Origin of the sequence: Vreelandella boliviensis LC1 (assembly GCF_000236035.1) — a bacterium.
Taxonomy (GTDB): Bacteria; Pseudomonadota; Gammaproteobacteria; order Pseudomonadales; family Halomonadaceae; genus Vreelandella; species Vreelandella boliviensis.
Map to the genome: position 1 here is coordinate 1,132,626 of NZ_JH393258.1, position 22,261 is coordinate 1,154,886.

14 protein-coding genes, 1 rRNA gene and 1 other annotated feature (1 of these 16 running past the window's edge) are annotated in these 22,261 nt (G+C 53.9%); of the genes, 5 read left to right on the forward strand and 10 right to left on the reverse strand.

The window, feature by feature from the left end; all coding sequences use genetic code 11:
* Positions 1-1,911: a sequence feature (mutual gap in cmsearch alignment for this rRNA model is longer than 100), on the reverse strand; it reaches 979 nt to the left of the window's first position.
* A 244-nt stretch (positions 1,912-2,155) separates the two neighbouring features.
* The 7 genes from KUC_RS14350 to rluD all read right to left on the reverse strand — a co-directional run bounded on the left by KUC_RS14350 (position 2,156) and on the right by rluD (position 12,478).
* Positions 2,156-3,688, reverse strand: a 16S ribosomal RNA gene (locus KUC_RS14350).
* 524 nt (positions 3,689-4,212) lie between these two features.
* Positions 4,213-5,118: a CDP-diacylglycerol--serine O-phosphatidyltransferase gene (gene pssA, locus KUC_RS14355; RefSeq protein ID WP_040480948.1), complete on the reverse strand. Its 906-nt coding sequence runs from the start codon at positions 5,116-5,118 to the stop codon at positions 4,213-4,215.
* 217 nt (positions 5,119-5,335) lie between these two features.
* Positions 5,336-5,827, reverse strand: coding sequence for an acetolactate synthase small subunit (gene ilvN / locus KUC_RS14360; protein ID WP_007113940.1), 492 nt, complete (start codon positions 5,825-5,827; stop codon positions 5,336-5,338).
* Complete coding sequence (locus KUC_RS14365; RefSeq protein WP_007113941.1) at positions 5,827-7,551, reverse strand: acetolactate synthase 3 large subunit; 1,725 nt, start codon at positions 7,549-7,551, stop codon at positions 5,827-5,829. The genes ilvN and KUC_RS14365 overlap by 1 nt, the downstream gene beginning before the upstream one ends.
* Before the next feature lie 487 nt (positions 7,552-8,038).
* Positions 8,039-10,621, reverse strand: coding sequence for an ATP-dependent chaperone ClpB (gene clpB, locus KUC_RS14370; protein ID WP_007113942.1), 2,583 nt, complete (start codon positions 10,619-10,621; stop codon positions 8,039-8,041).
* A 145-nt stretch (positions 10,622-10,766) separates the two neighbouring features.
* Positions 10,767-11,522: a peptidoglycan editing factor PgeF gene (gene pgeF / locus KUC_RS14375; protein ID WP_007113943.1), complete on the reverse strand. Its 756-nt coding sequence runs from the start codon at positions 11,520-11,522 to the stop codon at positions 10,767-10,769.
* Positions 11,519-12,478 (reverse strand): 23S rRNA pseudouridine(1911/1915/1917) synthase RluD, encoded by a 960-nt coding sequence (rluD, locus tag KUC_RS14380; RefSeq protein ID WP_040480949.1) that lies wholly within the window; start codon positions 12,476-12,478, stop codon positions 11,519-11,521. Before rluD ends, pgeF begins: the two co-directional genes overlap by 4 nt.
* Positions 12,479-12,712: 234 nt before the next feature.
* On the opposite strand from rluD, the gene KUC_RS14385 reads away from it, so the two are divergent.
* The 3 genes from KUC_RS14385 to KUC_RS14395 all read left to right on the forward strand — a co-directional run bounded on the left by KUC_RS14385 (position 12,713) and on the right by KUC_RS14395 (position 17,281).
* A complete protein-coding gene (locus tag KUC_RS14385; protein ID WP_040480950.1) occupies positions 12,713-13,528 on the forward strand; it encodes an outer membrane protein assembly factor BamD in 816 nt (271 codons plus the stop codon).
* A 235-nt stretch (positions 13,529-13,763) separates the two neighbouring features.
* A complete protein-coding gene (locus KUC_RS14390) occupies positions 13,764-15,473 on the forward strand; it encodes a methyl-accepting chemotaxis protein (protein ID WP_040480951.1) in 1,710 nt (569 codons plus the stop codon).
* A gap of 89 nt (positions 15,474-15,562) precedes the next feature.
* The gene (locus KUC_RS14395) at positions 15,563-17,281 is read left to right on the forward strand and encodes a putative bifunctional diguanylate cyclase/phosphodiesterase (RefSeq protein ID WP_007113947.1); all 1,719 of its coding nucleotides are present in this window, start codon (positions 15,563-15,565) and stop codon (positions 17,279-17,281) included.
* 37 nt (positions 17,282-17,318) lie between these two features.
* Here KUC_RS14395 and KUC_RS14400 read toward each other — a convergent pair whose 3' ends face one another.
* Complete coding sequence (locus KUC_RS14400; RefSeq protein WP_007113948.1) at positions 17,319-18,953, reverse strand: NAD+ synthase; 1,635 nt, start codon at positions 18,951-18,953, stop codon at positions 17,319-17,321.
* A gap of 143 nt (positions 18,954-19,096) precedes the next feature.
* Here KUC_RS14400 and KUC_RS14405 point away from each other — a divergent pair, with 143 nt between their 5' ends.
* Positions 19,097-19,369: a PP0621 family protein gene (locus tag KUC_RS14405; protein ID WP_007113949.1), complete on the forward strand. Its 273-nt coding sequence runs from the start codon at positions 19,097-19,099 to the stop codon at positions 19,367-19,369.
* Here the strand turns inward: KUC_RS14405 and thiO are convergent.
* Positions 19,366-20,469, reverse strand: a complete 1,104-nt coding sequence (thiO, locus tag KUC_RS14410; RefSeq protein ID WP_007113950.1) for a glycine oxidase ThiO — start codon at positions 20,467-20,469, stop codon at positions 19,366-19,368. The two genes, KUC_RS14405 and thiO, sit on opposite strands and share 4 nt — an antisense overlap.
* Positions 20,470-20,626: 157 nt before the next feature.
* Between thiO and KUC_RS14415 the strand changes: the two genes are divergently transcribed.
* On the forward strand, positions 20,627-21,163 hold the full coding sequence (locus KUC_RS14415) for a GspH/FimT family pseudopilin (protein ID WP_007113951.1): 537 nt from the start codon (positions 20,627-20,629) through the stop codon (positions 21,161-21,163).
* A gap of 21 nt (positions 21,164-21,184) precedes the next feature.
* On the opposite strand, the gene trxB is transcribed toward KUC_RS14415, so the two are convergent.
* Entirely contained in the window at positions 21,185-22,138 is a 954-nt protein-coding gene (gene trxB / locus KUC_RS14420; protein ID WP_007113952.1) for a thioredoxin-disulfide reductase, read from the reverse strand.
* Positions 22,139-22,261: the final 123 nt, after the last annotated feature.

The following is a 22,261-nucleotide window of genomic DNA, read 5'->3' on the forward strand; positions in this document are numbered from 1 at the left end:
ACCGTTATAGTTACGGCCGCCGTTTACCGGGGCTTCAATCAAGAGCTTCGCCTTGCGGCTAACACCATCATTTAACCTTCCGGCACCGGGCAGGCGTCACACCCTATACGTCCGCTTGCGCGTTAGCAGAGTGCTGTGTTTTTAATAAACAGTTGCAGCCACCTGGTATCTTCGACCGGTTCGGGCTTAGGAAGCAAGTTCCATCACCCTATGCCGGCGTGCCTTCTCCCGAAGTTACGGCACCATTTTGCCTAGTTCCTTCACCCGAGTTCTCTCAAGCGCCTTGGGATTCTCTCCCTGACCACCTGTGTCGGTTTGGGGTACGGTCGCACATGATCTGAAGCTTAGAGGCTTTTCCTGGAAGCGTGGCATCAGTGACTTCCTGACCGTGGTCAGTTCATCTCGTGTCTCGGCCTTAAAAGAGTCCGGATTTACCTAAACTCTCAGCCTACTCACTTTCACCAGGACAACCAACGCCTGGCTCACCTAGCCTTCTTCGTCCCCCCATCGCAACCATGTCCGGTACGGGAATATTGACCCGTTTCCCATCGACTACGCCTTTCGGCCTCGCCTTAGGGGCCGACTCACTCTGCTCCGATTAGCGTCGAACAGAAACCCTTGGTCTTCCGGCGAGGGTGTTTTTCACACCCTTTATCGTTACTCATGTCAGCATTCGCACTCGTGATACCTCCAGCAGACTTCTCAATCCACCTTCATTGGCGTACACGACGCTCCTCTACCGCTCATTCCTAAGAATGAACCCGTAGCTTCGGTACCTGGTTTAGCCCCGTTACATCTTCCGCGCAGGCCGACTCGACTAGTGAGCTATTACGCTTTCTTTAAAGGATGGCTGCTTCTAAGCCAACCTCCTAGCTGTCTGAGCCTTCCCACATCGTTTCCCACTTAACCAGGATTTCGGGACCTTAGCTGACGGTCTGGGTTGTTTCCCTTTTCACGACGGACGTTAGCACCCGCCGTGTGTCTCCCACGCGTTACTCACCGGTATTCGGAGTTTGCCTCGGGTTGGTAAGTCGGGATGACCCCCTAGCCGAAACAGTGCTCTACCCCCGGCGGTACTACGTGAGGCGCTACCTAAATAGCTTTCGAGGAGAACCAGCTATCTCCGAGCTTGATTAGCCTTTCACTCCGATCCACAAGTCATCCAAATCTTTTTCAACAGATCCTGGTTCGGGCCTCCAGTTGATGTTACTCAACCTTCACCCTGCTCATGGATAGATCGCTCGGTTTCGGGTCTATATCCAGCGACTGTGTCGCCCAGTTAAGACTCGGTTTCCCTACGGCTCCCCTATACGGTTAACCTCGCCACTGAATATAAGTCGCTGACCCATTATACAAAAGGTACGCAGTCACAGAACAAGTCTGCTCCTACTGCTTGTACGCACACGGTTTCAGGATCTATTTCACTCCCCTCTCCGGGGTTCTTTTCGCCTTTCCCTCACGGTACTGGTTCACTATCGGTCAGCCAGGAGTATTTAGCCTTGGAGGATGGTCCCCCCGTCTTCAGTCAAGGTTTCTCGTGCCCCGACCTACTCGATTTCACATGATCAGATTTTCGACTACGGGGCTATCACCCGCTACGGCCACGCTTCCCAGCGTGTTCGCCTAATCAGTCACATGCTTAAGGGCTGGTCCCCGTTCGCTCGCCGCTACTAGGGGAATCTCGGTTGATTTCTTTTCCTGCGGGTACTTAGATGTTTCAGTTCCCCGCGTTCGCCTCGTACACCTATGTATTCAGTGCACGATACTCATCTTATGATGAGTGGGTTTCCCCATTCAGAAATGCCCGGGTCACAGGTTGTTGCCACCTCACCGAGCCTTATCGCAGGCTACCACGTCTTTCATCGCCTCTGGCTGCCTAGGCATCCACCGTGTGCGCTTCATTGCTTGACCCTATAACCCGAAGGAGTCTGGACTCACAATGATCACGTTTCATTTTGCCGGATACGCTGACGCGTATCACAATTTAAGAACATGCCTTACGGCGTGTTCTTGTCAGCATGATATACATTGTTAAAGAGCGACTGCTATGCGCAGTGATAAGGCAACGCCATAGGCGCTTGGCTTATCACTGCGTATCAACAGCATTCTGATCAGGTAATTCATTGTGGACGCTTACTGACTGTGACGCATCGTTTAAGGAGGTGATCCAGCCGCAGGTTCCCCTACGGCTACCTTGTTACGACTTCACCCCAGTCATGAACCACACCGTGGTGATCGCCCTCTTGCGTTAGGCTAACCACTTCTGGTGCAGTCCACTCCCATGGTGTGACGGGCGGTGTGTACAAGGCCCGGGAACGTATTCACCGTGACATTCTGATTCACGATTACTAGCGATTCCGACTTCACGGAGTCGAGTTGCAGACTCCGATCCGGACTGAGACCGGCTTTAAGGGATTCGCTAACTCTCGCGAGCTCGCAGCCCTTTGTACCGGCCATTGTAGCACGTGTGTAGCCCTACCCGTAAGGGCCATGATGACTTGACGTCGTCCCCACCTTCCTCCGGTTTGTCACCGGCAGTCTCCTTAGAGTTCCCGACATTACTCGCTGGCAAATAAGGACAAGGGTTGCGCTCGTTACGGGACTTAACCCAACATTTCACAACACGAGCTGACGACAGCCATGCAGCACCTGTCTTACAGTTCCCGAAGGCACACCAGAATCTCTTCCGGCTTCTGTAGATGTCAAGGGTAGGTAAGGTTCTTCGCGTTGCATCGAATTAAACCACATGCTCCACCGCTTGTGCGGGCCCCCGTCAATTCATTTGAGTTTTAACCTTGCGGCCGTACTCCCCAGGCGGTCGACTTATCGCGTTAACTTCGCCACAAAGTGCTCTAGGCACCCAACGGCTGGTCGACATCGTTTACGGCGTGGACTACCAGGGTATCTAATCCTGTTTGCTACCCACGCTTTCGCACCTCAGTGTCAGTGTCAGTCCAGAAGGCCGCCTTCGCCACTGGTATTCCTCCCGATCTCTACGCATTTCACCGCTACACCGGGAATTCTACCTTCCTCTCCTGCACTCTAGCCTGACAGTTCCGGATGCCGTTCCCAGGTTGAGCCCGGGGCTTTCACAACCGGCTTATCAAGCCACCTACGCGCGCTTTACGCCCAGTAATTCCGATTAACGCTTGCACCCTCCGTATTACCGCGGCTGCTGGCACGGAGTTAGCCGGTGCTTCTTCTGCGAGTGATGTCTTTCCTAATGGGTATTAACCACTAGGCGTTCTTCCTCGCTGAAAGTGCTTTACAACCCGAGGGCCTTCTTCACACACGCGGCATGGCTGGATCAGGGTTGCCCCCATTGTCCAATATTCCCCACTGCTGCCTCCCGTAGGAGTTCGGGCCGTGTCTCAGTCCCGATGTGGCTGATCATCCTCTCAGACCAGCTACGGATCGTCGCCTTGGTGAGCCGTTACCTCACCAACTAGCTAATCCGACATAGGCTCATCCAATAGCGGGAGCCGGAGCCCCCTTTCTCCCGTAGGACGTATGCGGTATTAGCCTGGGTTTCCCCAGGTTATCCCCCACTACCGGGCAGATTCCTATGCATTACTCACCCGTCCGCCGCTCGTCAGCATCTAGCAAGCTAGATCTGTTACCGCTCGACTTGCATGTGTTAGGCCTGCCGCCAGCGTTCAATCTGAGCCATGATCAAACTCTTCAGTTTAAGATCTATGCGGTTCTTACCCGCCACTCGAAAGTGACAGAAGCGAACCAAACTTGGCTCAAGGTTCAAACGAATTCATTCAACTGTTGTTTAAAAACTTACGTTTAAAAACTGTCGTTCTCATGACCGCTTGCCTTGATATTCGGTGATTTGTCACCAACATCAGCAAGCGCCCACATGAATTACCTGATCAAATTGTTAAAGAGCTGTTTCGCTGGCATGGTTACTGTGAAAGCAACCCGGCTGGCCGTTGACTTGGCTTGCCGCAGCGAGGAAGGCGTATTCTACGCATTTCCTGGTGTTTGTCAACTCGCTTTCGATAAAAACGTGAAGGAAATAACCGGGAGTTCGCATCATACTTACTCAACGACCAAACCCCTAACCTTCTGACAAACCAAGGCTTTTACACCTTGCTCACCGCTGGTAACGCTATGCGTCCCCGGCAGCGGATGCGTACTTTACGGTTTCGCTGCCGAGTTGGCAAGGGCTAATGCGAAAATAACTATAAAAACAGACTCAAAAGTTTAGCTCTTGGGTTTTGCTTTACGCATAACGGCTAAAACAGGGCCTGAAGCCACGTAGGTACCAAATAGCAATAGCAGCATTACTGAAGGCTCAACCGAGATCAAAACAAAGGCTAGCACGATGGCTAACAACACAACAAAAGGCACCGGCTTTTTAAAATCGAGGTCCTTAAAGCTGTAGTAACGGATATTACTCACCATCAGTACACCTGCTGCTGCCACGACTACCAACATCAGCAGTTTGAAACCGAAGGCGTCGGCATCAAAGCTATGGAAAGTCCACACGCTGGCTGCGACTAGCGCCGCAGCAGAAGGGCTGGGTAAGCCAATAAACCATTTTTTATCGACACTGCCAATTTGCACGTTAAAGCGTGCAAGGCGAAGCGCCGCGCAGGCAACGTAGAGAAAGGCCACTACCCATCCCGTCTTACCGATATCCTGAAGAATCCAGGTAAAGGCGACTAAAGCGGGTGCCATACCAAAGGAGATCATGTCAGCCAGGCTGTCGTACTCAGCGCCGAATTCACTTTGTGTATTGGTCATGCGCGCGACACGACCATCCAAGCCATCCAGTACCATGGCAATAAAGATCGCAACAGCTGCTGAGGTAAATTCACCATTTATGCCAGCCACCACCGCAAAGAAACCAGCAAAAAGTGCCGAAGTGGTAAATAGATTGGGCAGTAAATAGATGCCTTTGCGGCGTATCTTTTTACCGTCTTCTACCGCCTCTTCAACCACTTCAGTTTCACGCAAGAAGGCAGCCGCCAAATCTTCATTGCCGCCCGCCTCTGACTGATCGGCACTGTCTGGCTGTTCAGTTGTATCAGGCTGAGCCGAGCCTGGCTGGCCTGGGTTTGACTGATCAGAGATTGAGTGCTCTGGATCGCGAGCGTCCTGTGTCATAGGTTTCATCCATTAAAAGTGAAGTCACGGGAACAGTGATCGCATTCATTCTACACGGTGAATTCCACTCAGCCAGCCAATTGCTGCATTGCTGCTCTTTGGGGGCCTGCGTCAGTAAGCGCTACAGGCTAATAACTAAAAAGCGCCGCTCCAGGAAAGAAGCGACGCTTATGCTTACGTTGAAGTACAGGTAGTCAAGGCTACGTACTTATCGTGCTTAGAGAGACAAAACCTTATCGCCCCGAGCAATACCCGAGACCCCAGTACGGGCGACCTCAAGAATGCCTACCGGCGCCATGGCCTGAAGGAAAGCATCGAGTTTGCCCGCATCCCCGGTGATCTGCACGGTATACAGGCTGGGCGTTACGTCGACGATCTGTGCACGGAAGATATCCACCGTGCGCTTCACCTCATCGCGGGCCGCGCCTAGCGCTTTCACTTTAACCAACATCAGCTCGCGCTCGATATGGTTGCCTTCGGTGAGATCCACCAGCTTAACCACGTCAATCAACTTATTGAGGTGCTTGGTGATCTGCTCAATCACGCGGTCATCGCCCACAGTAGTCACCGTCAAACGCGACAGCGACGGGTCCTCTGTAGGTGCCACGTTAAGTGTTTCGATGTTGAAGTTACGCTGGGAGAACAACCCGACTACACGTGACAGCGCACCCGGTTCGTTTTCTAACAGAATCGAGATGATATGACGCATCAGGTACGCTCCGTTTTAGACAGCAGCATGTCGCGCATGGCACCTAACGGTACCTGCATCGGATAAACGTGCTCATGGGGGTCGACCTTCACGTCAAGAAACACCAGCTCGTGCTTGTTAGCAAACGCACGCTCTAGTGCAGGCTCCAACTCGTCAAGCGTATTGACAGTAATCGCGGTAAACCCATACGCCTCAATCAGCATATGAAAGTCCGGCAGCGACTCCATATAGGAGTGTGCGTGGCGAGACTTATAGTTCAAATCCTGCCACTGACGCACCATGCCAAGCGACGCATTGTTAAGATTGACGATCTTAACGCCCACCCCGTACTGCTTACAGGTGGAGAGCTCCTGCATCATCATCTGGAAGCTGCCTTCACCGGTAATACACACCACGTCATCATCCGGGAAGTTCTGTTTGATACCCATGGCGGCGGGGAAGCCAAAACCCATGGTGCCCAACCCACCCGAGGTAATCAACCGGTTGGGTTTATCAAACTTGTAGTACTGGGCCGCGAACATCTGGTGTTGACCAACATCGGTCGTCACGTAGGCTTCGCCGCGGGTAACCCGGCAAACCGCTTCGACCACTTCCTGGGGTTTAAGCACTTCACCCGGCTTGGAAGGCTCGTAAAGTTTACCTTCACGATCGGCGCGCCAGCCATCGATCTTCTCCCACCACTCGGTCAGCGCTTCGGGATGGGCGATTTCGTGCCCTTGCACCAAGCTGATCATCTCATTGATAACGCTGGAGGCCGGGCCAACGATCGGCACATCGGCACGCACCGTTTTAGAGATCGAGCTCGGATCCACATCGACATGGATAATTTTCGCGGTCGGGCAGAACTTAGACGTGCTGTTGGTCACACGGTCATCAAAACGCGCCCCAATGGCAATAATCAGGTCAGCGTGGTGCATGGCCATATTGGACTCATAGGAACCGTGCATCCCCAGCCAACCCAAACACTGCCGGTCACTTTGCGGATAAGAGCCGATACCCATCAAGGTAGTGGTAATCGGGTAACCCAGTTGCTTGACCAAATCGGTCAAGCCTTCGCTGGCTTTGCCCGTGACCACGCCGCCACCGGTATAGAACACCGGGCGCTTGGCTTTGAGTATCATCTCAACGGCTTTTTTGATCTGCCCCGTGTGGCCACGCGTGACGGGGTTGTACGAGCGCATCTTGACCTTTTTCGGATAGATATACTCATAGCGCTCGGTGGGAGCAGTCATATCTTTAGGGATATCGACCACCACTGGGCCCGGACGGCCTGTGGCGGCTAAATAGAACGCCTTTTTGAGCACTTCTGGGATTTCAGACGGGTGGCGAATCGAGAAGCTGTGCTTCACGATCGGGCGTGTCACACCGACGATATCGGTTTCCTGGAAGGCGTCTTCACCGATCAGATGGCTCGCCACCTGGCCACACAGCACTACCATGGGAATTGAATCCATGTAGGCGGTGGCAATACCAGTGACGGCGTTGGTGGCGCCGGGACCCGAGGTAACCAACACGCAGCCGGGCTTGCCTGATGCGCGGGCATAGCCATCGGCGGCATGGGTAGCCGCTTGTTCGTGACGCACCAGAATGTGCTTCACTTTGTCCTGGCGGAAGAGCGCATCGTAAATATGCAACGCTGCACCGCCGGGGTAACCATAAATGTATTCGATGCCCTCATCTTGCAAGAAGCGGGCGATCATATCTGCGCCGGAAAGCAGTTCCACTGTATTTCTCCCCTGGAGGTCTCGAGTGCGATCCGTCCCCACCTGGGCACGGTGTCGAGTGCGGCGGTATGCCGCTGTCGGCCCTAGCCGACACCTGATGCCAAACCCTGGCAGATGGCCCGGTTAGGGCCTGCACTCTTATCGGGAACAGGTGGATTATGGCGACATAAATCACCCGCTCCCTTACACAGCTGTTCGCCGTGTCGGGGCGTTGGCCAGGTTGAGCGGTTAGCCCAAGCCCGGAAGTCCTTCGGCGGGTAGAGGCCTTCGCCTACCCTTCGCGCGGGAGTTAGGGGTTGCCCGTTGAGTCCGCGCCCGCAAATCAGGAACCGACAAGATTCCATTAGCGCCCTCAACCTGTCAACCTCCGATCAGCCCAAACGCAACAAAGGTCGCAAGAAGCCATAAAAAAAGCCTCGCCAGCAACGCTAGCGGGGCTTTTGACCTATTCAATTGCGCAAAGTCACGGTATCAGTGGCGGCATCAATTACGCGCTAAATACCAACTTACCTTCTGCCGCGCTGATATGAATGGTGTCTCCTGGCGTAAATTTGCCCCCCAGCAGATCCTGCGCCAGCGGATTCTCAATGCGGCTCTGAATCGCCCGCTTGAGAGGCCTCGCCCCATAGACAGGGTCGAAGCCCACCACCGCCAGTTGCGCCATCGCTTCAGGGCTGACTTCAAGCTTGAGGTCGTGTTCGGCAAGGCGTAACTTCAAGCGCTCCAGCTGAATACCGGCAATCGCTTGAATTTGCTCTTGGCCAAGCGCATGGAACACCACCACTTCATCGATACGGTTAATCAGTTCAGGCCGGAAGTGATTGCCCACCACCTCCATGACCCTATTTTTCATCTCCTCATAGTCGCTATCGTCACCGCCCATGCGCTGAATAATGTCCGAGCCCATGTTAGAGGTCATCACGATCACGGTATTACGGAAATCCACCGTGCGGCCCTGACCGTCGGTTAAGCGGCCATCTTCCAATACCTGCAGCAGGATATTGAAGACATCTGGATGGGCTTTCTCGACCTCATCAAGCAGCAGCACAGAGTAAGGCTTGCGGCGCACGGCTTCGGTTAAGTAGCCACCCTCTTCATAGCCGACGTAGCCGGGAGGTGCACCGATCAGACGAGCCACGGAGTGCTTCTCCATAAACTCCGACATATCGATACGCACCATTGCCTCTTCGGTATCGAACAGGAAGTTTGCCAGCGACTTACACAGTTCGGTTTTACCCACCCCGGTGGGGCCGAGGAACAGGAATGAGCCATTGGGACGATTGGGATCAGAAAGCCCAGCTCGTGAGCGGCGCACCGCATTCGCCACCGCCTCAACGGCTTCGTTCTGACCAATCACTCGCTCATGCAACGCCTCTTCCATACGCAGCAGCTTGTCGCGTTCACCTTCGAGCATTTTGGAGACCGGAATGCCCGTCCAGCGGGAAACCACCTCGGCGATTTCTTCTTCAGTGACGTTGGATCGCAGCAGCTGGTGGCTCGAGGTATCCGCTTCGCCTTCGCCGCTTTCGGCAATTTTCTTCTCTAGCTCCGGGATCTTGCCGTATTGGATTTCTGACATACGGCCCAAGTCGCCCTGACGACGCGCTTGTTCCAGATCAAGGCGCGCTTGCTCCAAATCGGCCTTAAACTGCGCCGCCCCTTGAATACTGGCTTTTTCAGCTTTCCAGATTTCATCAAGGTCGGCGTATTCGCGCTCTAATTCGTGAATCTGGGTGCTCAGTGCTTCCAAGCGTTTTTTGCTCGCATCATCGGTCTCTTTCTTGAGCGCTTCCCGCTCCATTTTGAGCTGGATCAAACGACGATCAAGTCGATCCATCGCCTCTGGTTTGGAGTCCAGCTCCATACGAATCCGCGATGCGGCCTCATCGATCAGATCGATAGCTTTGTCAGGCAGTTGCCGATCAGAGATATAACGTGTCGAGAGCTTGGCCGCGGCAATAATCGCCGAGTCGGTAATATCTACCCCATGGTGAACTTCATAGCGCTCTTTTAGACCGCGCAGGATCGCAACGGTGTCCTCTTCGGAAGGCTCATCCACCAACACTTTTTGGAAACGCCGTTCCAATGCCGCGTCTTTCTCGATGTACTTGCGGTACTCATCAAGGGTTGTGGCCCCCACGCAGTGCAGCTCGCCACGGGCCAGGGCAGGCTTGAGCATATTGCCCGCATCCATGGCACCTTCGGCTTTGCCAGCACCGACCATCGTGTGCAGCTCGTCAATAAACAGAATCACCCGCCCCTCTTCCTGGGAGAGCTCTTTCAGCACGGCTTTCAGGCGCTCTTCAAACTCGCCACGGAACTTTGCACCTGCCAGCAGCGAGCCCATATCCAGCGAGAGTACGCGTTTATCTTTTAAGCCTTCCGGTACTTCGCCGTTAACGATGCGCTGGGCCAATCCTTCGACAATGGCGGTTTTACCCACGCCTGGCTCGCCGATTAATACCGGGTTGTTCTTGGTGCGCCGCTGCAACACTTGAATGGTGCGGCGAATTTCATCGTCGCGACCAATCACCGGGTCGAGCTTGCCATCCAGCGCGCGCTGGGTCAGATCCATGGTGTATTTATTTAACGCTTCACGCTGATCTTCGGCGTTAGCATCGTCGACGGTAGCACCGCCGCGTAGACTGTTAATGGCGGCTTCCAGGGATTTGCGGTTAATTCCCGCTTCTTTAAGCAGCTTAGTAAGCGCTGAATTCATTTCCAGCGCCGCCAGTAGTACGAGTTCACTAGCAATAAACTGGTCACCGCGCTTTTGCGCTTCACGATCAGTTAAATTGAAGAGCTTGATGAAATCCCGCGATGGCTGCACTTCGCCATCGAACTGACCCACCTTAGGTAAGTTATCTAACTGTTGTACCAAGCCATCACGCAGGCGGGAGGGGTTGCCCTCGGCTTTCTCAATCAGAGCTTTAATACCGGTGTCTTTGGTATCGAGCAGGGCAAGCAGCAAATGTGCTGGGTCTAGCTGATTATGGCCGTGACCAACGGCAAGCGACTGCGCCTCCGCAATCGCGCTCTGGAGCTTGGCAGTAAATTTATCAAAACGCATGGAATTCCTCCTGGGGTAGCCGTGCGTTTGGACGCACCGCGTGACCCGATAACGTGTCATTAGACGTGCTAAATCACTCTTAGCTTGACAAGTTATTTGGCGTCAGTTCGACGCTTTTCAAGAGGTAGAGATATAAACCGCAGGTTTAGTTGATCCAGATCACGCTTGCCATTCGTCCGGTTTTACCACCATCGCGACGGTAAGAGTAGAAGCGCGACTCGCAGGCGGTGCAGAAATGGCCGCCACTAATGTGATAGACGCCCAGCGCCTCTAAGCGAAAGCGCGCCAGACGGTATAAGTCGGCCATGTAATGGCCCAGCCGGTAAGGGCTATGGTCAAAGGCGTCAGCAGTATCCGGGTGAACAGCAACAAAGGCGCCATAGACTTCCGGGCCAACTTCAAACTGAGCATTGGAGATAGCGGGCCCTAACCACACCAGAATATCGTCTGGGTCAGTATTCATCGCGGCAACGGTTGCTTCCAGCACGCCGCCCGCCAAACCGCGCCAACCGGCATGGGCAACTGCCACCTGGGTACCCGATCGATTGCAGAACATCACCGGCAGGCAGTCTGCCGTCAGCACCACACAAGCGTACTCGTTGGAGGTAGCAATGGCGGCATCCGCATCAACAGCATCAGGTTGATAAAACTGCTGCACGCGAGCGCCATGGGTCTGGTTCAGCCACAACAGAGGACGCTCATCGCCAATTTCTTTTTGCAGCAAACGACGGCACAACGCGACATGATCAGCATTATCGCCAACATGGGAAGCGGTATTAAAGGCGGCAAAATCACCCTGGCTAGGCCCCGATTCACGGGTCGTCACAAAGGCACGCACATTGGTCGGCGCAGGCCAATCGGGCTGTAAAAGCGTTGGCCGTAAATTAATGGCATCGCTCATCGCATGGTCTCATTATCTTCGCGCAGGTAATCCAACAACATTAACAAATCATCGGGGAGATCTGCCTGAAAAGTTAATGTTTCGCCACTTACCGGATGCTTGAAAATTAACTTACGCGCGTGCAGAGCCTGACGGGGAAACTCGCGCAGGATCTCCTTAAGTGGCTCAGCGGCACCCGGTGGTAACTTGGCGCGGCCGCCGTACATGGGGTCACCAATTAAGGGGAGTCGAACATGCGCCATATGTACACGAATTTGGTGGGTGCGCCCCGTTTCCAATTTGCAACGCACATGGGTATGAGCACGGAAACGCTCAACCACGCGGAAATGAGTAATCGCAGGCTTACCGGCTGTGGTCACCGCCTGACGCTTGCGATCTTTAGGATGACGGCCAATGGGCGCATCGATAGTGCTACCCGACACCGGCTTACCAATCACCACTGCATCATACTGGCGTGATACGCTGCGCGCCTGCAGCTGTTCTACTAGGGCCGTTTGGGCGGGCAGCGTTTTAGCCACCATCATCAACCCCGTGGTGTCTTTGTCCAAGCGATGAACAATGCCTGCGCGGGGCACTTCGGCAAGTGCCGGATGATGGTGCAGCAACGCATTTAACAGCGTGCCATCCGGGTTGCCGGCAGCGGGATGCACCACCATACCGGCAGCTTTGTTGATCACTATCACCGTATCGTCTTCATAAACGATATCCAGCGCGATATCCTGGGCTTCAAAGCGTGTATCGTCCTCGATGGTCGCCTGTAGCGCCAACACTTCATCGCCATGCAGCTTGGCTTTCGGCTTGGCTTGCGCGCCATCAACCGTCAATTCACCGGCGTTAATCCACGCTTTTAAGCGCTCACGGGAGTAATCACTGAACAACTCAGCCGCCGCTTGGTCTAACCGTGCACCGGCTAAGGTAGCGGGCACGCGCTGCGTGTCTTCAACTATACGAGTCATGAAAAACCCATTCGAGACATGTAAGAACCTCTTTAAGACGCAAAAACCCCAGCAAGGCGAAAAATCAGCCCGACATGGAAAAATAAGCTTTGATGACACCCGACGAAACGTCGCTAAGCCTGCGTTTTAAGCCGAGGTGTTTTATAGTGGGCGGACTGCGACCTATTCTACCATTTCTACTTATGGCCATCGCCGCTTTTTGGTGATTGAGGCTTGTTTGCAACGAGGATGATGATGCGCGTTTTTTCAGCTGCCAACCGCTTTGGTGCTCTAGCCCTAAGCCTTGCCCTTTTAGCGGGCTGTGCGAGTAACGATACCAGTGAAGAAGAGGAAGATGAATTTGCTGGGGTACAGGAGCGTGAGCTCTATGAACTGGCCCGCACGGCCCTAGATAGCAACCGCTACCCGATTGCGATAGAGCGCTTGGAAGCACTCGATACGCGCTATCCATTCGGCGCGCATGCTGAGCAGGCTCAGCTTGAACTGATCTATGCCTACTATGAAAATAGCAATTGGGAAGAAGCACGGGCAGCGGCCAGCCGCTTTATTCGCCTTCACCCCGACCACCCTCAAGTGGACTACGCCTACTATCTGCGTGGCCTCTCTGCTTGGCAAGCGGGTCGTTTCAGCCTAGAGCGCCTGCGCCTGATTGATATTTCCAGGCGTGACCTAGGCGCTTCCCGTGATGCCTACAACGACTTCCGCGAGCTGATTCAACGTTACCCGCAGAGTGAATACGCCGCAGATGCCCAGCAGCGTATCGTCTACTTGCGTGAGTTGATGGCCCGTCATGAGCTGCACGTTGCCGACTACTATCTGCGCCGTGGTGCCTATTTAGCGGCCGTTGAGCGTGGTCGTTGGGTAATCGAAAACTACCCTGAATCCAGCGCCACCCGGGATGCCCTAGCTACCATGGTGGAAGGCTATCAAGGCCTAGACATGGATGACCGCGCCAATGAAGTTCTCGCGGTGCTGCGTGAGAACGCACCCGATCACGAGCAGTTGCAAGGCAGCCGTTTTATTCCCAAGCACTTAGGCCAAAATGATTAAATCATTGCGAGCTCTCAATCGCTAAAAACTGTACAATATTTAACTAGAAAACCACGCCACGGCGTGGTTTTTTTATTAAAAAATGATCAAGCAACTGATTTTAAGCGAGTAATTACAGACGGACAGCATACATTGTAAAGCCAGTCATTATTTTCTATACAAAAACTGTACAGCAATATATGATTAGTTCGTCTTGCATAATAAAGTGCCTTAACGGCACCTAAGGGAGCACTCAATGCCACTTTTTAAAACACGTTCGAGCAACACCAACATTAGCACACGTTTAACGCTCGGATTTGCTGCCATGCTAGGGCTGCTGGTTCTGTTAACCGCCGTCGGCATTTACCAAGTCAATAAAATTGACCGGGATTTAACCACCATCAACGATGTTAACGGCACCAAGCTTGGGTTTGCAGTGGATATGCGCGGCAGCGTGCATGATCGCGCCATCGCCCTGCGCGATGTAGTGCTTACACAGGACGATAGCAGAGTAGATGCGTTACTCAGCGAAATGGAAAGCCTTAGCAGCAATTACGTCACAGCCTCTGAAGGTGAGCACCAAGTGACTAACGAGTATCCTAGTGGTCAAGAAGAGCAAACGATTCTTGCCAGCATCGACGCCCAGGGTGCTACGACCCTTGAACTGACACAGCAAGTCATTGCCGCCCGCCAAACAGATCGGTTTGCCGATGCAGAGACCTTACTACTCGAACAGGCAGGTCCTGCATACGCCGAGTGGCTGAACCGAATCAATCAGTTTATTGATCTCCAGCAGCAGTTAAACGACGCCACCACAGCAACCGCCCGCGATACAGCTTCCGGCTTTCAAATGCAGATGTTGGGTCTAACACTGTTTGCGTTACTGGTAGGTGGTTTGATCGCGGTGTTTTTATCCCGCCAGTTGCTACGTGAATTGGGTGCCGAGCCCTATGAAGTCAAAGCTTTTGCGGAAGCGATTGGTCGCGGCGAATTAACCAGCCAGGGCAAGCTCAAGAAGGGTGATACCCGCAGCATTATGGCGTCACAGGTTGCCATGGCCCAGCAGCTACAAACAATTGTGACCCAGGTGCGTGCCTCTGCAGAAGCGGTAGCCGGCAACAGTGAGCAAATTGCCGAGGGTAATAACGACCTCTCTTCACGTACTGAGCAGCAAGCCAGCGCGCTTGCGGAGACGGCCTCTGCAATGGAACAGCTCAACAGCACCGTAAAACTCAATGCTGAAAATTCTGAGCAGGCCAGTCAGGAAGCTTCAAGTGCATCAAGTACAGCCAAGCAAGGTGGCGAAGCAGTTAATCAGGTCGTTGCCACAATGAACGATCTAAATAAGAGTTCTCAGGAAATTGCGGGGATCATATCCACGATTGATGCGATTGCCTTTCAGACCAATATTCTGGCGCTTAACGCCTCGGTCGAAGCCGCCCGCGCTGGTGAACATGGTCGCGGTTTCGCGGTAGTCGCCGAGGAAGTGCGTCGACTAGCCCAGCGCAGCGCAGATGCCGCGCGGGAGATTAACACCCTGATTTCCAGTAACCTTGAGCGGGTTAACCACGGCAATGAACGCGCCGAAGAAGCCAGCAAATCGACCGAACAGATCGTAGCGGCTATTGAGCGTGTGACCAGCATTATGCAGGAGATCAGCCACGCCAGCGCAGAACAGAGCACCGGTGTGCAAGAAGTGGGTCGAGCAGTGACCGAGATGGACCAGGTCACCCAGCAGAACGCCTCCCTGGTACACGAAAGTGCCACTGCAGCGAACAATCTGCGTCAAAATGCCCACTCGCTGCTAGATGCCATGCAAGTCTTCAAATTGCCGAATGCGCACCAAAACGCACAGCCATCGCATGCTGCATTGGCGCCTGGGCCTGCACGCGCTAACCCCTCGAACAGGCCCGCGCTACCCGCTGTGAAACGTCAGCAGGCAGCACCTGAGTGGGAAAGTTTCTAAATTAAAAATGGTTTTTCAATTAGCGATTTAGAGGGATTCGGCTCCTAACCCTTAGGGGCCATTCTTTATGGCCCTCCCCCGAGATTACGATGAAACCCACTCAAAGCCTATTGAAGATGTTCTTACTACCGATCTTAATGGTAGTACTCCCTGCATTGTTTTTGATGGCTATTGCCATGGAGGCGCGGGTAACACAATCGCTGAACAACGTTGACAATGTCGTTCAGCTTACCGCCTTGTTGCTGGGAATTGGCATGATGGGTGGGCTCATCGGCGCTGCGTTCTTTTTTGTCTGGCGTAGCAATAAGCGTTTAATGATCATCGGAGACGCTATTTTATCGCTCGCCGAGCGCCAGCAAACACTGTCCGACTTTCAAGCAATCGAGCAGATGAGTCGACAGCGCAGTGGTTCTTTGACGCGTGTTGCTATCGCGCTAATGACGTTTCGAGATGCAGAAAAACAACGTCGGGAAGCCGAGTGTAAAGTGCACCAATTGGCGTATTTCGACACGCTAACCCAACTGCCCAACTGGCAATTGATGAGGGAGCACCTTCAACATTCGCTTGATAAAAGCCAACAGACCGGCACCTACGGTGCACTAATCTACCTGGACGTTGACGACTTCAATCGTATCAACGACAGCTGTGGACACCCTATGGGCGACAACCTACTCAAACAAATTGCCGAGCGCCTTTCCGGCTTGACGGCCGAAGGCGCTACCATTGGCCGCTTAGGCGGCGATGAGTTTATGGTGATCATCGATGGCTTAGCCAGCGATCAGCTAAAAGCGGCCGAGAAAGCCGAGGCGTTTGCCGAACAGTTACAGCGAATGCTAAGCCGCTGTTACTGGGTGGAAGACAAAAAGCATTTTCTTAGCGTGAGTATGGGGATCGCACTGTTTAATGGCCTTCAAGAAAGCATTGATCGCCTCTTTCAGTATTCTAACGCGGCCGTTCATCTTGCCAAGCTAACGAGTCCCAGCGGGTTACAGTTTTATGACCCGGCAGTGCAAGCCGAACTTGAAGCCAGAACCGAACTAGAATTCGACTTACGTATGGCCATCGAGCGACAAGAATTTGTACTGGTCTACCAATCACAAGTGGATGGTCTGGGGCGAGCTATTGGCGCAGAGGCATTGATCCGCTGGGAACATCCGCGTAACGGGTTTGTCTCCCCGGGTACCTTTATCCCTTTAGCCGAGGAAACGGGCTTAGTCGTGCCAATTGGAAACTGGGTACTCGAAACAGCCTGCGAACAGCTAGTTATCTGGGCAAACGACGAAAACACCGAGCACCTAACATTAGCGGTCAACGTCAGCGCCAAACAGTTCCAACAGCCCGATTTCGTGGACACCGTTTGCGGCGTGCTAACCAAAAGCGGTGCCTCGGCACACCGGCTAAAGCTGGAGCTGACCGAAAGCACCATGATCGGCAAAATAGATGACATCATTGCTCGTATGCTCCAGCTCAAGGCGCTGGGGGTTAGCTTTTCCTTAGACGATTTCGGCACTGGCTACTCGTCGCTGCAGTACCTCAAACGACTCCCTTTAGATCAAATTAAAATCGACCAGTCGTTTGTGCGCAACCTACATAAAGACACGGACGATAAGGCCATCGTGCAAACCATCATTGCCATGGGGCGTTCGCTCGGATTACAGGTTATTGCCGAAGGTGTAGAAAACCATGAACACTGGCGCTACCTAAACGAGCACCAGTGTCATGCCTTCCAAGGGTATTACTTTTGCAAACCGGTATCCGCTACCGAGATGGTACAGCGCAGTTTGTCCCCACCTCCAATGCTCGCCTAATACGGAAGTAGTGCCCCGTTATGAAACAGTGCCCGGCTTACTCGCCCGGCTGCCAGCCATTGACGATCGGATAGCGGCGGTCGCGACCAAAGCCACGGGGGGTAACGCGAACACCAATGGGCGCCTGGCGGCGCTTATACTCACACCGGTCGACAAGCTTCACCACTTTATAGACGTCTTCTGCGTCAAAGCCACCGGCGATGATCGCTTCAGCGCTCATGTCACCTTCGATATAGCTTAATAGAATAGCGTCGAGGGTATCGTAATCCGGCAGGGAATCGCTATCCTGCTGATCCGGGGCCAGCTCAGCGCTGGGTGGGCGCTCGATCACCCGCGCAGGGATAGCGGGTGATTGCGTATTGCGCCAGCGGGCCAAGCGATACACCCAGGTTTTATACACATCTTTGATGGCATTAAAACCGCCCACCATATCGCCATACAGCGTGGCGTAGCCCACCGCCATCTCACTCTTATTGCCTGTAGTCAGCACCATCAAGCCTTTTTTATTGGAGATCGCCATCAGCAGCACGCCACGACAGCGTGACTGCAGGTTCTCTTCGGTGGTATCTCGCTCGGTGCCCGCAAAGCTCTCTGCCAGCGTGCCCATAAAGGCCTCTACCATGGGCTCAATCGGCATGATCTCGTAATGCACGCCGAGCATCTTGGCCTGCTCGGCAGCGTCCTGCTTAGAGATATCCGCGGTGTAGTGATAGGGCATCATCACCGCCTGCACCCGTTGTGGGCCCAGCGCATCAACGGCAATGGCCAGCGAAAGCGCTGAGTCGATACCGCCGGAAAGCCCCAGCACCACACCCTCAAAACCGCTCTTGTTGACGTAATCGCGTAGCCCGGTGACTAACGCGCAGTAAAGACTCTCTTCCGGTTCTACCTCTGGGTCAATCTCGCCGGGCTGGGGCTCCCAAACAGTGGCGCTGGTTTGCAAAAACTGAATCGGCATCAGGCCAGCCTGCCAGTACGGCGCCAGCACCTGTAACTGCCCACTAGCGTTAACACAGCATGAGCCACCATCAAATACCAGCTCGTCCTGACCACCGATAGTGTTCACATACACTATTGGACGGTTAACGTCTTGGGCGTGCTCCTCCAATAAACGCAGCCGCTCAATAGGCTTGTCCTGATGATAGGGCGAGGCGTTTAAGGTGATCAGCATCTCAGCGCCTGCCTCGGTTGCGGCTCTAACCGGCGCGCCATCCCACAGGTCTTCGCAAATCAAGATACCCAGTTTGGCGCCTTTATGCTCATACACCAGCGTCTCATTGCCGGGCGCAAAGTAGCGCTGCTCATCAAACACCTGATAGTTAGGCAGCGCCTGTTTTGCGTACTCTGCCTCCCACTGACCATTGTAAAGTAGGCCCGCCAAATTGTAGCAGCGGCCTTCGCGCACACCGGGGTAGCCAACAATCACCAGCACATCACTAGCGACCTTCGATGCCATTAGCGCGCGGGCTTCACGCAGGCGGGTTTCCATTGAGGGGCGTAGCAGTAAATCTTCCGGCGGGTAGCCCGACAAAAAAAGCTCAGGAAAGACAACAATATCCGCCCCATGCTCAATCCGAGCTTCGCGCACTGCTTCAATCGCGCGTGCGGCGTTGCCGGGAATATCCCCGACCAGAGGATCGAGTTGGGCCATTACCAGCGTTAAGTCTTGCATGGGCGTCAAAATCTCTTGAGAATCTTTAAAATAGGGTTACACCAACATAGTCTTATTGTCCCGCAAGGGACGCCAACTGGCAAAGGCTGCGGGTCTATCCCAGCACCTAGTACCTAGATTCCCAATTCGGGAGACACAAAAGGATGAACCTCTTGATCATTCGGCTGATTATTTTCGCCGTTATATTTTATGCCGGTTTAAAGCTCTACGGCATCTACCGGCAACGTAAGCTTGAGCATGAAGTGCAGCATGAAAAAGTCAACCGCCAGGAGGGTGGCAAAATGGTGCGCTGCCGCTGGTGTGAGGTACACGTTCCTGAAGACGAAGCTCTTCGCCACCAGGAACAGTGGTTCTGTTCTAGCGCGCATCGTGACCGTTTCCTGCAAGAGCAGCAGGATAAAGGCGGAACACATTAAGCCTGTATTAGTCGCTCTGGCGTAGGCTGGTAAGGCGCGGGGTCAATCAGTGGCTCGCGCCCCAACAGTTGATCCGCCAGTAAATGGGTCGAGGCAGGCGCCAACACCAAGCCGTTGCGATAGTGCCCAGCATTGACGTAGACATTAGGCCATTCAGGCAGCGCGCCAATAAAGGGAATGCCTGCTGGAGATCCAGGTCGCAGCCCGGCCCATTGGTGCGCTACTGGGCATGTTGCCAAAGCAGGCAGAATGGCTTCAGCGCTCTGCTTTAGCGACGCCAAAGCCGCCGCATCGGTGCTCTTATCAAAGCCCGCCTCTTCCAGCGTAGAGCCAACCAGCAGCAGGCCGTCTGCGCGCGGAATAATGTAGCGGCCATCCTTTAACACCACGCGCTGCACCAACCCTTTGGGTGCTTGGTAAGCGATCATCTGTCCTTTAACGGGCCTTACCGGCAGTTGCACATTCAGCTGCGACAAGAGCTGTGCTGCCCAAGCCCCGCCGCAAACAATAATGCGCTCAGCCGTTAACGGCCCTTGCGACGTCACCACGCCTTCCACTTGGCTACCGTGCTGGATAAAACCGCTGACCTCGCACTGCTCTCTCAGCGTTACCTGGGGCATCGCGGCTAACCGCGCTTTCAAAGCTTTAGCTAAACGCGGATTGCGCACGCTGCCTAGTGTTGGCATCCATAGCGCGCTATCGTCAGCCATGGTCACACCTGGCTCTTTAGCGTGTACAAAGTCCGCCCCTACCCGCTCTAGCGGCTTACCCAACTGGCGCGCCCATTGCAGCGCTTTTTCGGCGTCATCTACATTCAGGTAGAGCAGCCCCTTTTGGCGATACTCTGGGTCAATGCCGGTCTCTTCCAACAACCGCAGGGCCAAAGAGGGGTAAACGCCTTCCGACCAGCGGGAGAGTTGCGACACCGCGGCGTCGTAACGCCAGGGGTAGAGCGGCGAAACGATACCACCACCCGCCCAGGATGCCTCTTTACCACACTCCCCACGATCAACCAGTGTGACCCGCTGACCGGCGTCGGCCAACTGCAGCGCCGTCATCATACCGATCACGCCACCACCAATAATTAAGAAATCGCTCACAAAATTGTCCGTTTTGGCTTACATAAAAAAAGCGTAGCGCCGCCTAGTATGACCTATTAATTGCGATGTGCTCGCTGCAAGGGTTTGTACGAAAAGTCGGCTAGCGACGGCGAATGAGCATAACGCGGGCAATAACCAGGTCAAGTGAGGAGAGGCGATGAGCAGTTTTCACATCAAGACACACACCACACCTGAAAGCGGATTTACGCTCCTTGAGCTACTGATCACGCTTCTTTTGGTTGGAATCATCGCCGCCTGGGGTCTGCCCAATTTTCAAGCACTGGGGGAGCGTACCGCACAGATTAGCGAGGTCAATCGATTCCAGAGCGCGTTTTCATTAACGCGCAATACGGCGATTAGCCAACGTCGCCAGTTGACGCTTTGCCCAGCCTCCGAAAACCGCAAGGCCTGCGCAAATAACTGGAGTAGAGAGCTAATGATTGTGCGAGGGGATAAAACCGATAGCATCACCGAAGACGATATTCTGCGCATTGTACCCGCGCAACAAGGCACGCAAGTGGCCTACAGCAGGGGCTGGTCGCGCATCCGTTACAGCCCGTTAGGCTATACCAGCGGTTACAACGGCAGTTTTGCTATTTGCTCAAGCAGCGGCGCCGAAGGCTCTCAAGGTAAGAAGCTAGTACTCAGCCAGTTGGGGCGCTTGCGGATTGATGAAGCGCCTATCGATTGCTAGGCGCTTCATGTTAGCGAATGTTTACCCGGCAATACCATCTAGATAGCGCTCGGCATCCAGCGCTGCCATGCAACCACTGCCCGCCGAGGTAATCGCTTGCCGATAAATGTGATCCATCACATCGCCACAGGCAAACACACCCGGCACGCTGGTCGCGGTTGCATTCCCTTCAAGACCTGAGTGCACTTTGATGTAGCCGCCATTCATTTCCAACTGGCCTGAAAAGATCCCTGTATTGGGGCTATGGCCAATGGCAATAAACAGCCCAGGCGCATGGATCTCTTTGCTTGTGCCATCCCGGGTGGATTTAACCCGCACACCCGTAACGCCCGAGTTATCGCCGAGTACTTCTTCGACTTCCTGGAACCACTCAAGGGCGATTTTGCCGGCCTCGGCTTTCTCGAACAGCTTATCTTGGAGAATTTTTTCCGCCCGTAGCGTGTCCCGGCGGTGTACAAGGGTCACCTTGGAGGCGATGTTAGAAAGATAAAGCGCCTCTTCCACGGCGGTATTACCGCCACCCACCACAATGACTTCCTGATTGCGGTAGAAAAAGCCGTCGCAGGTGGCACAGGCCGAAACCCCTTGCCCCATAAATTGCTGTTCGGTAGGCAGCCCCAAGTAACGCGCGCTAGCACCCGTCGCTACAATTAACGCATCGCAGGTATAAACGCCGCTGTCACCTTTTAAGGTAAAGGGTTTTTCGCCTAAGCTAACCTCATTGATGTGATCAAACAACACTTCTGTATTGAAACGTTCGGCGTGCTGTTTCATGCGCTCCATCAATTCCGGCCCCTGTACGCCTTGAGCGTCACCCGGCCAGTTATCCACATCTGTTGTGGTGGTCAGTTGGCCACCCGCCTGAATACCGGTAATCAGTAGCGGCTTCAGGTTTGCCCGTGCGGCATACACAGCAGCCGTATAGCCCGCAGGGCCGGATCCAAGAATAATCAAACGCTCATGACGAGTTTCCATGACACCACCTTGTAAATATCTGACTGATAGCTTTGTCGATAGCTGTGCTAATAGCGTTATAAAAAATTAGCCACAGAGTCTGCCTGAAATGGCGCCAAGTACAAGCTATTGCAAGGTTTCGTC

What these genes read in the sequence shown, in the direction of transcription:
- pssA (WP_040480948.1), bottom strand. Translation starts at nt 5,118, where the DNA reads ATGACACAGGACGCTCGCGATCCAGAGCACTCAATCTCTGATCAGTCA.
- ilvN (WP_007113940.1), bottom strand. Translation starts at nt 5,827, where the DNA reads ATGCGTCATATCATCTCGATTCTGTTAGAAAACGAACCGGGTGCGCTG.
- clpB (WP_007113942.1), bottom strand. Translation starts at nt 10,621, where the DNA reads ATGCGTTTTGATAAATTTACTGCCAAGCTCCAGAGCGCGATTGCGGAG.
- pgeF (WP_007113943.1), bottom strand. Translation starts at nt 11,522, where the DNA reads ATGAGCGATGCCATTAATTTACGGCCAACGCTTTTACAGCCCGATTGG.
- rluD (WP_040480949.1), bottom strand. Translation starts at nt 12,478, where the DNA reads ATGACTCGTATAGTTGAAGACACGCAGCGCGTGCCCGCTACCTTAGCC.
- KUC_RS14385 (WP_040480950.1), top strand. Translation starts at nt 12,713, where the DNA reads ATGCGCGTTTTTTCAGCTGCCAACCGCTTTGGTGCTCTAGCCCTAAGC.
- KUC_RS14390 (WP_040480951.1), top strand. Translation starts at nt 13,764, where the DNA reads ATGCCACTTTTTAAAACACGTTCGAGCAACACCAACATTAGCACACGT.
- KUC_RS14395 (WP_007113947.1), top strand. Translation starts at nt 15,563, where the DNA reads ATGAAACCCACTCAAAGCCTATTGAAGATGTTCTTACTACCGATCTTA.
- KUC_RS14400 (WP_007113948.1), bottom strand. Translation starts at nt 18,953, where the DNA reads ATGCAAGACTTAACGCTGGTAATGGCCCAACTCGATCCTCTGGTCGGG.
- KUC_RS14405 (WP_007113949.1), top strand. Translation starts at nt 19,097, where the DNA reads ATGAACCTCTTGATCATTCGGCTGATTATTTTCGCCGTTATATTTTAT.
- KUC_RS14415 (WP_007113951.1), top strand. Translation starts at nt 20,627, where the DNA reads ATGAGCAGTTTTCACATCAAGACACACACCACACCTGAAAGCGGATTT.
- trxB (WP_007113952.1), bottom strand. Translation starts at nt 22,138, where the DNA reads ATGGAAACTCGTCATGAGCGTTTGATTATTCTTGGATCCGGCCCTGCG.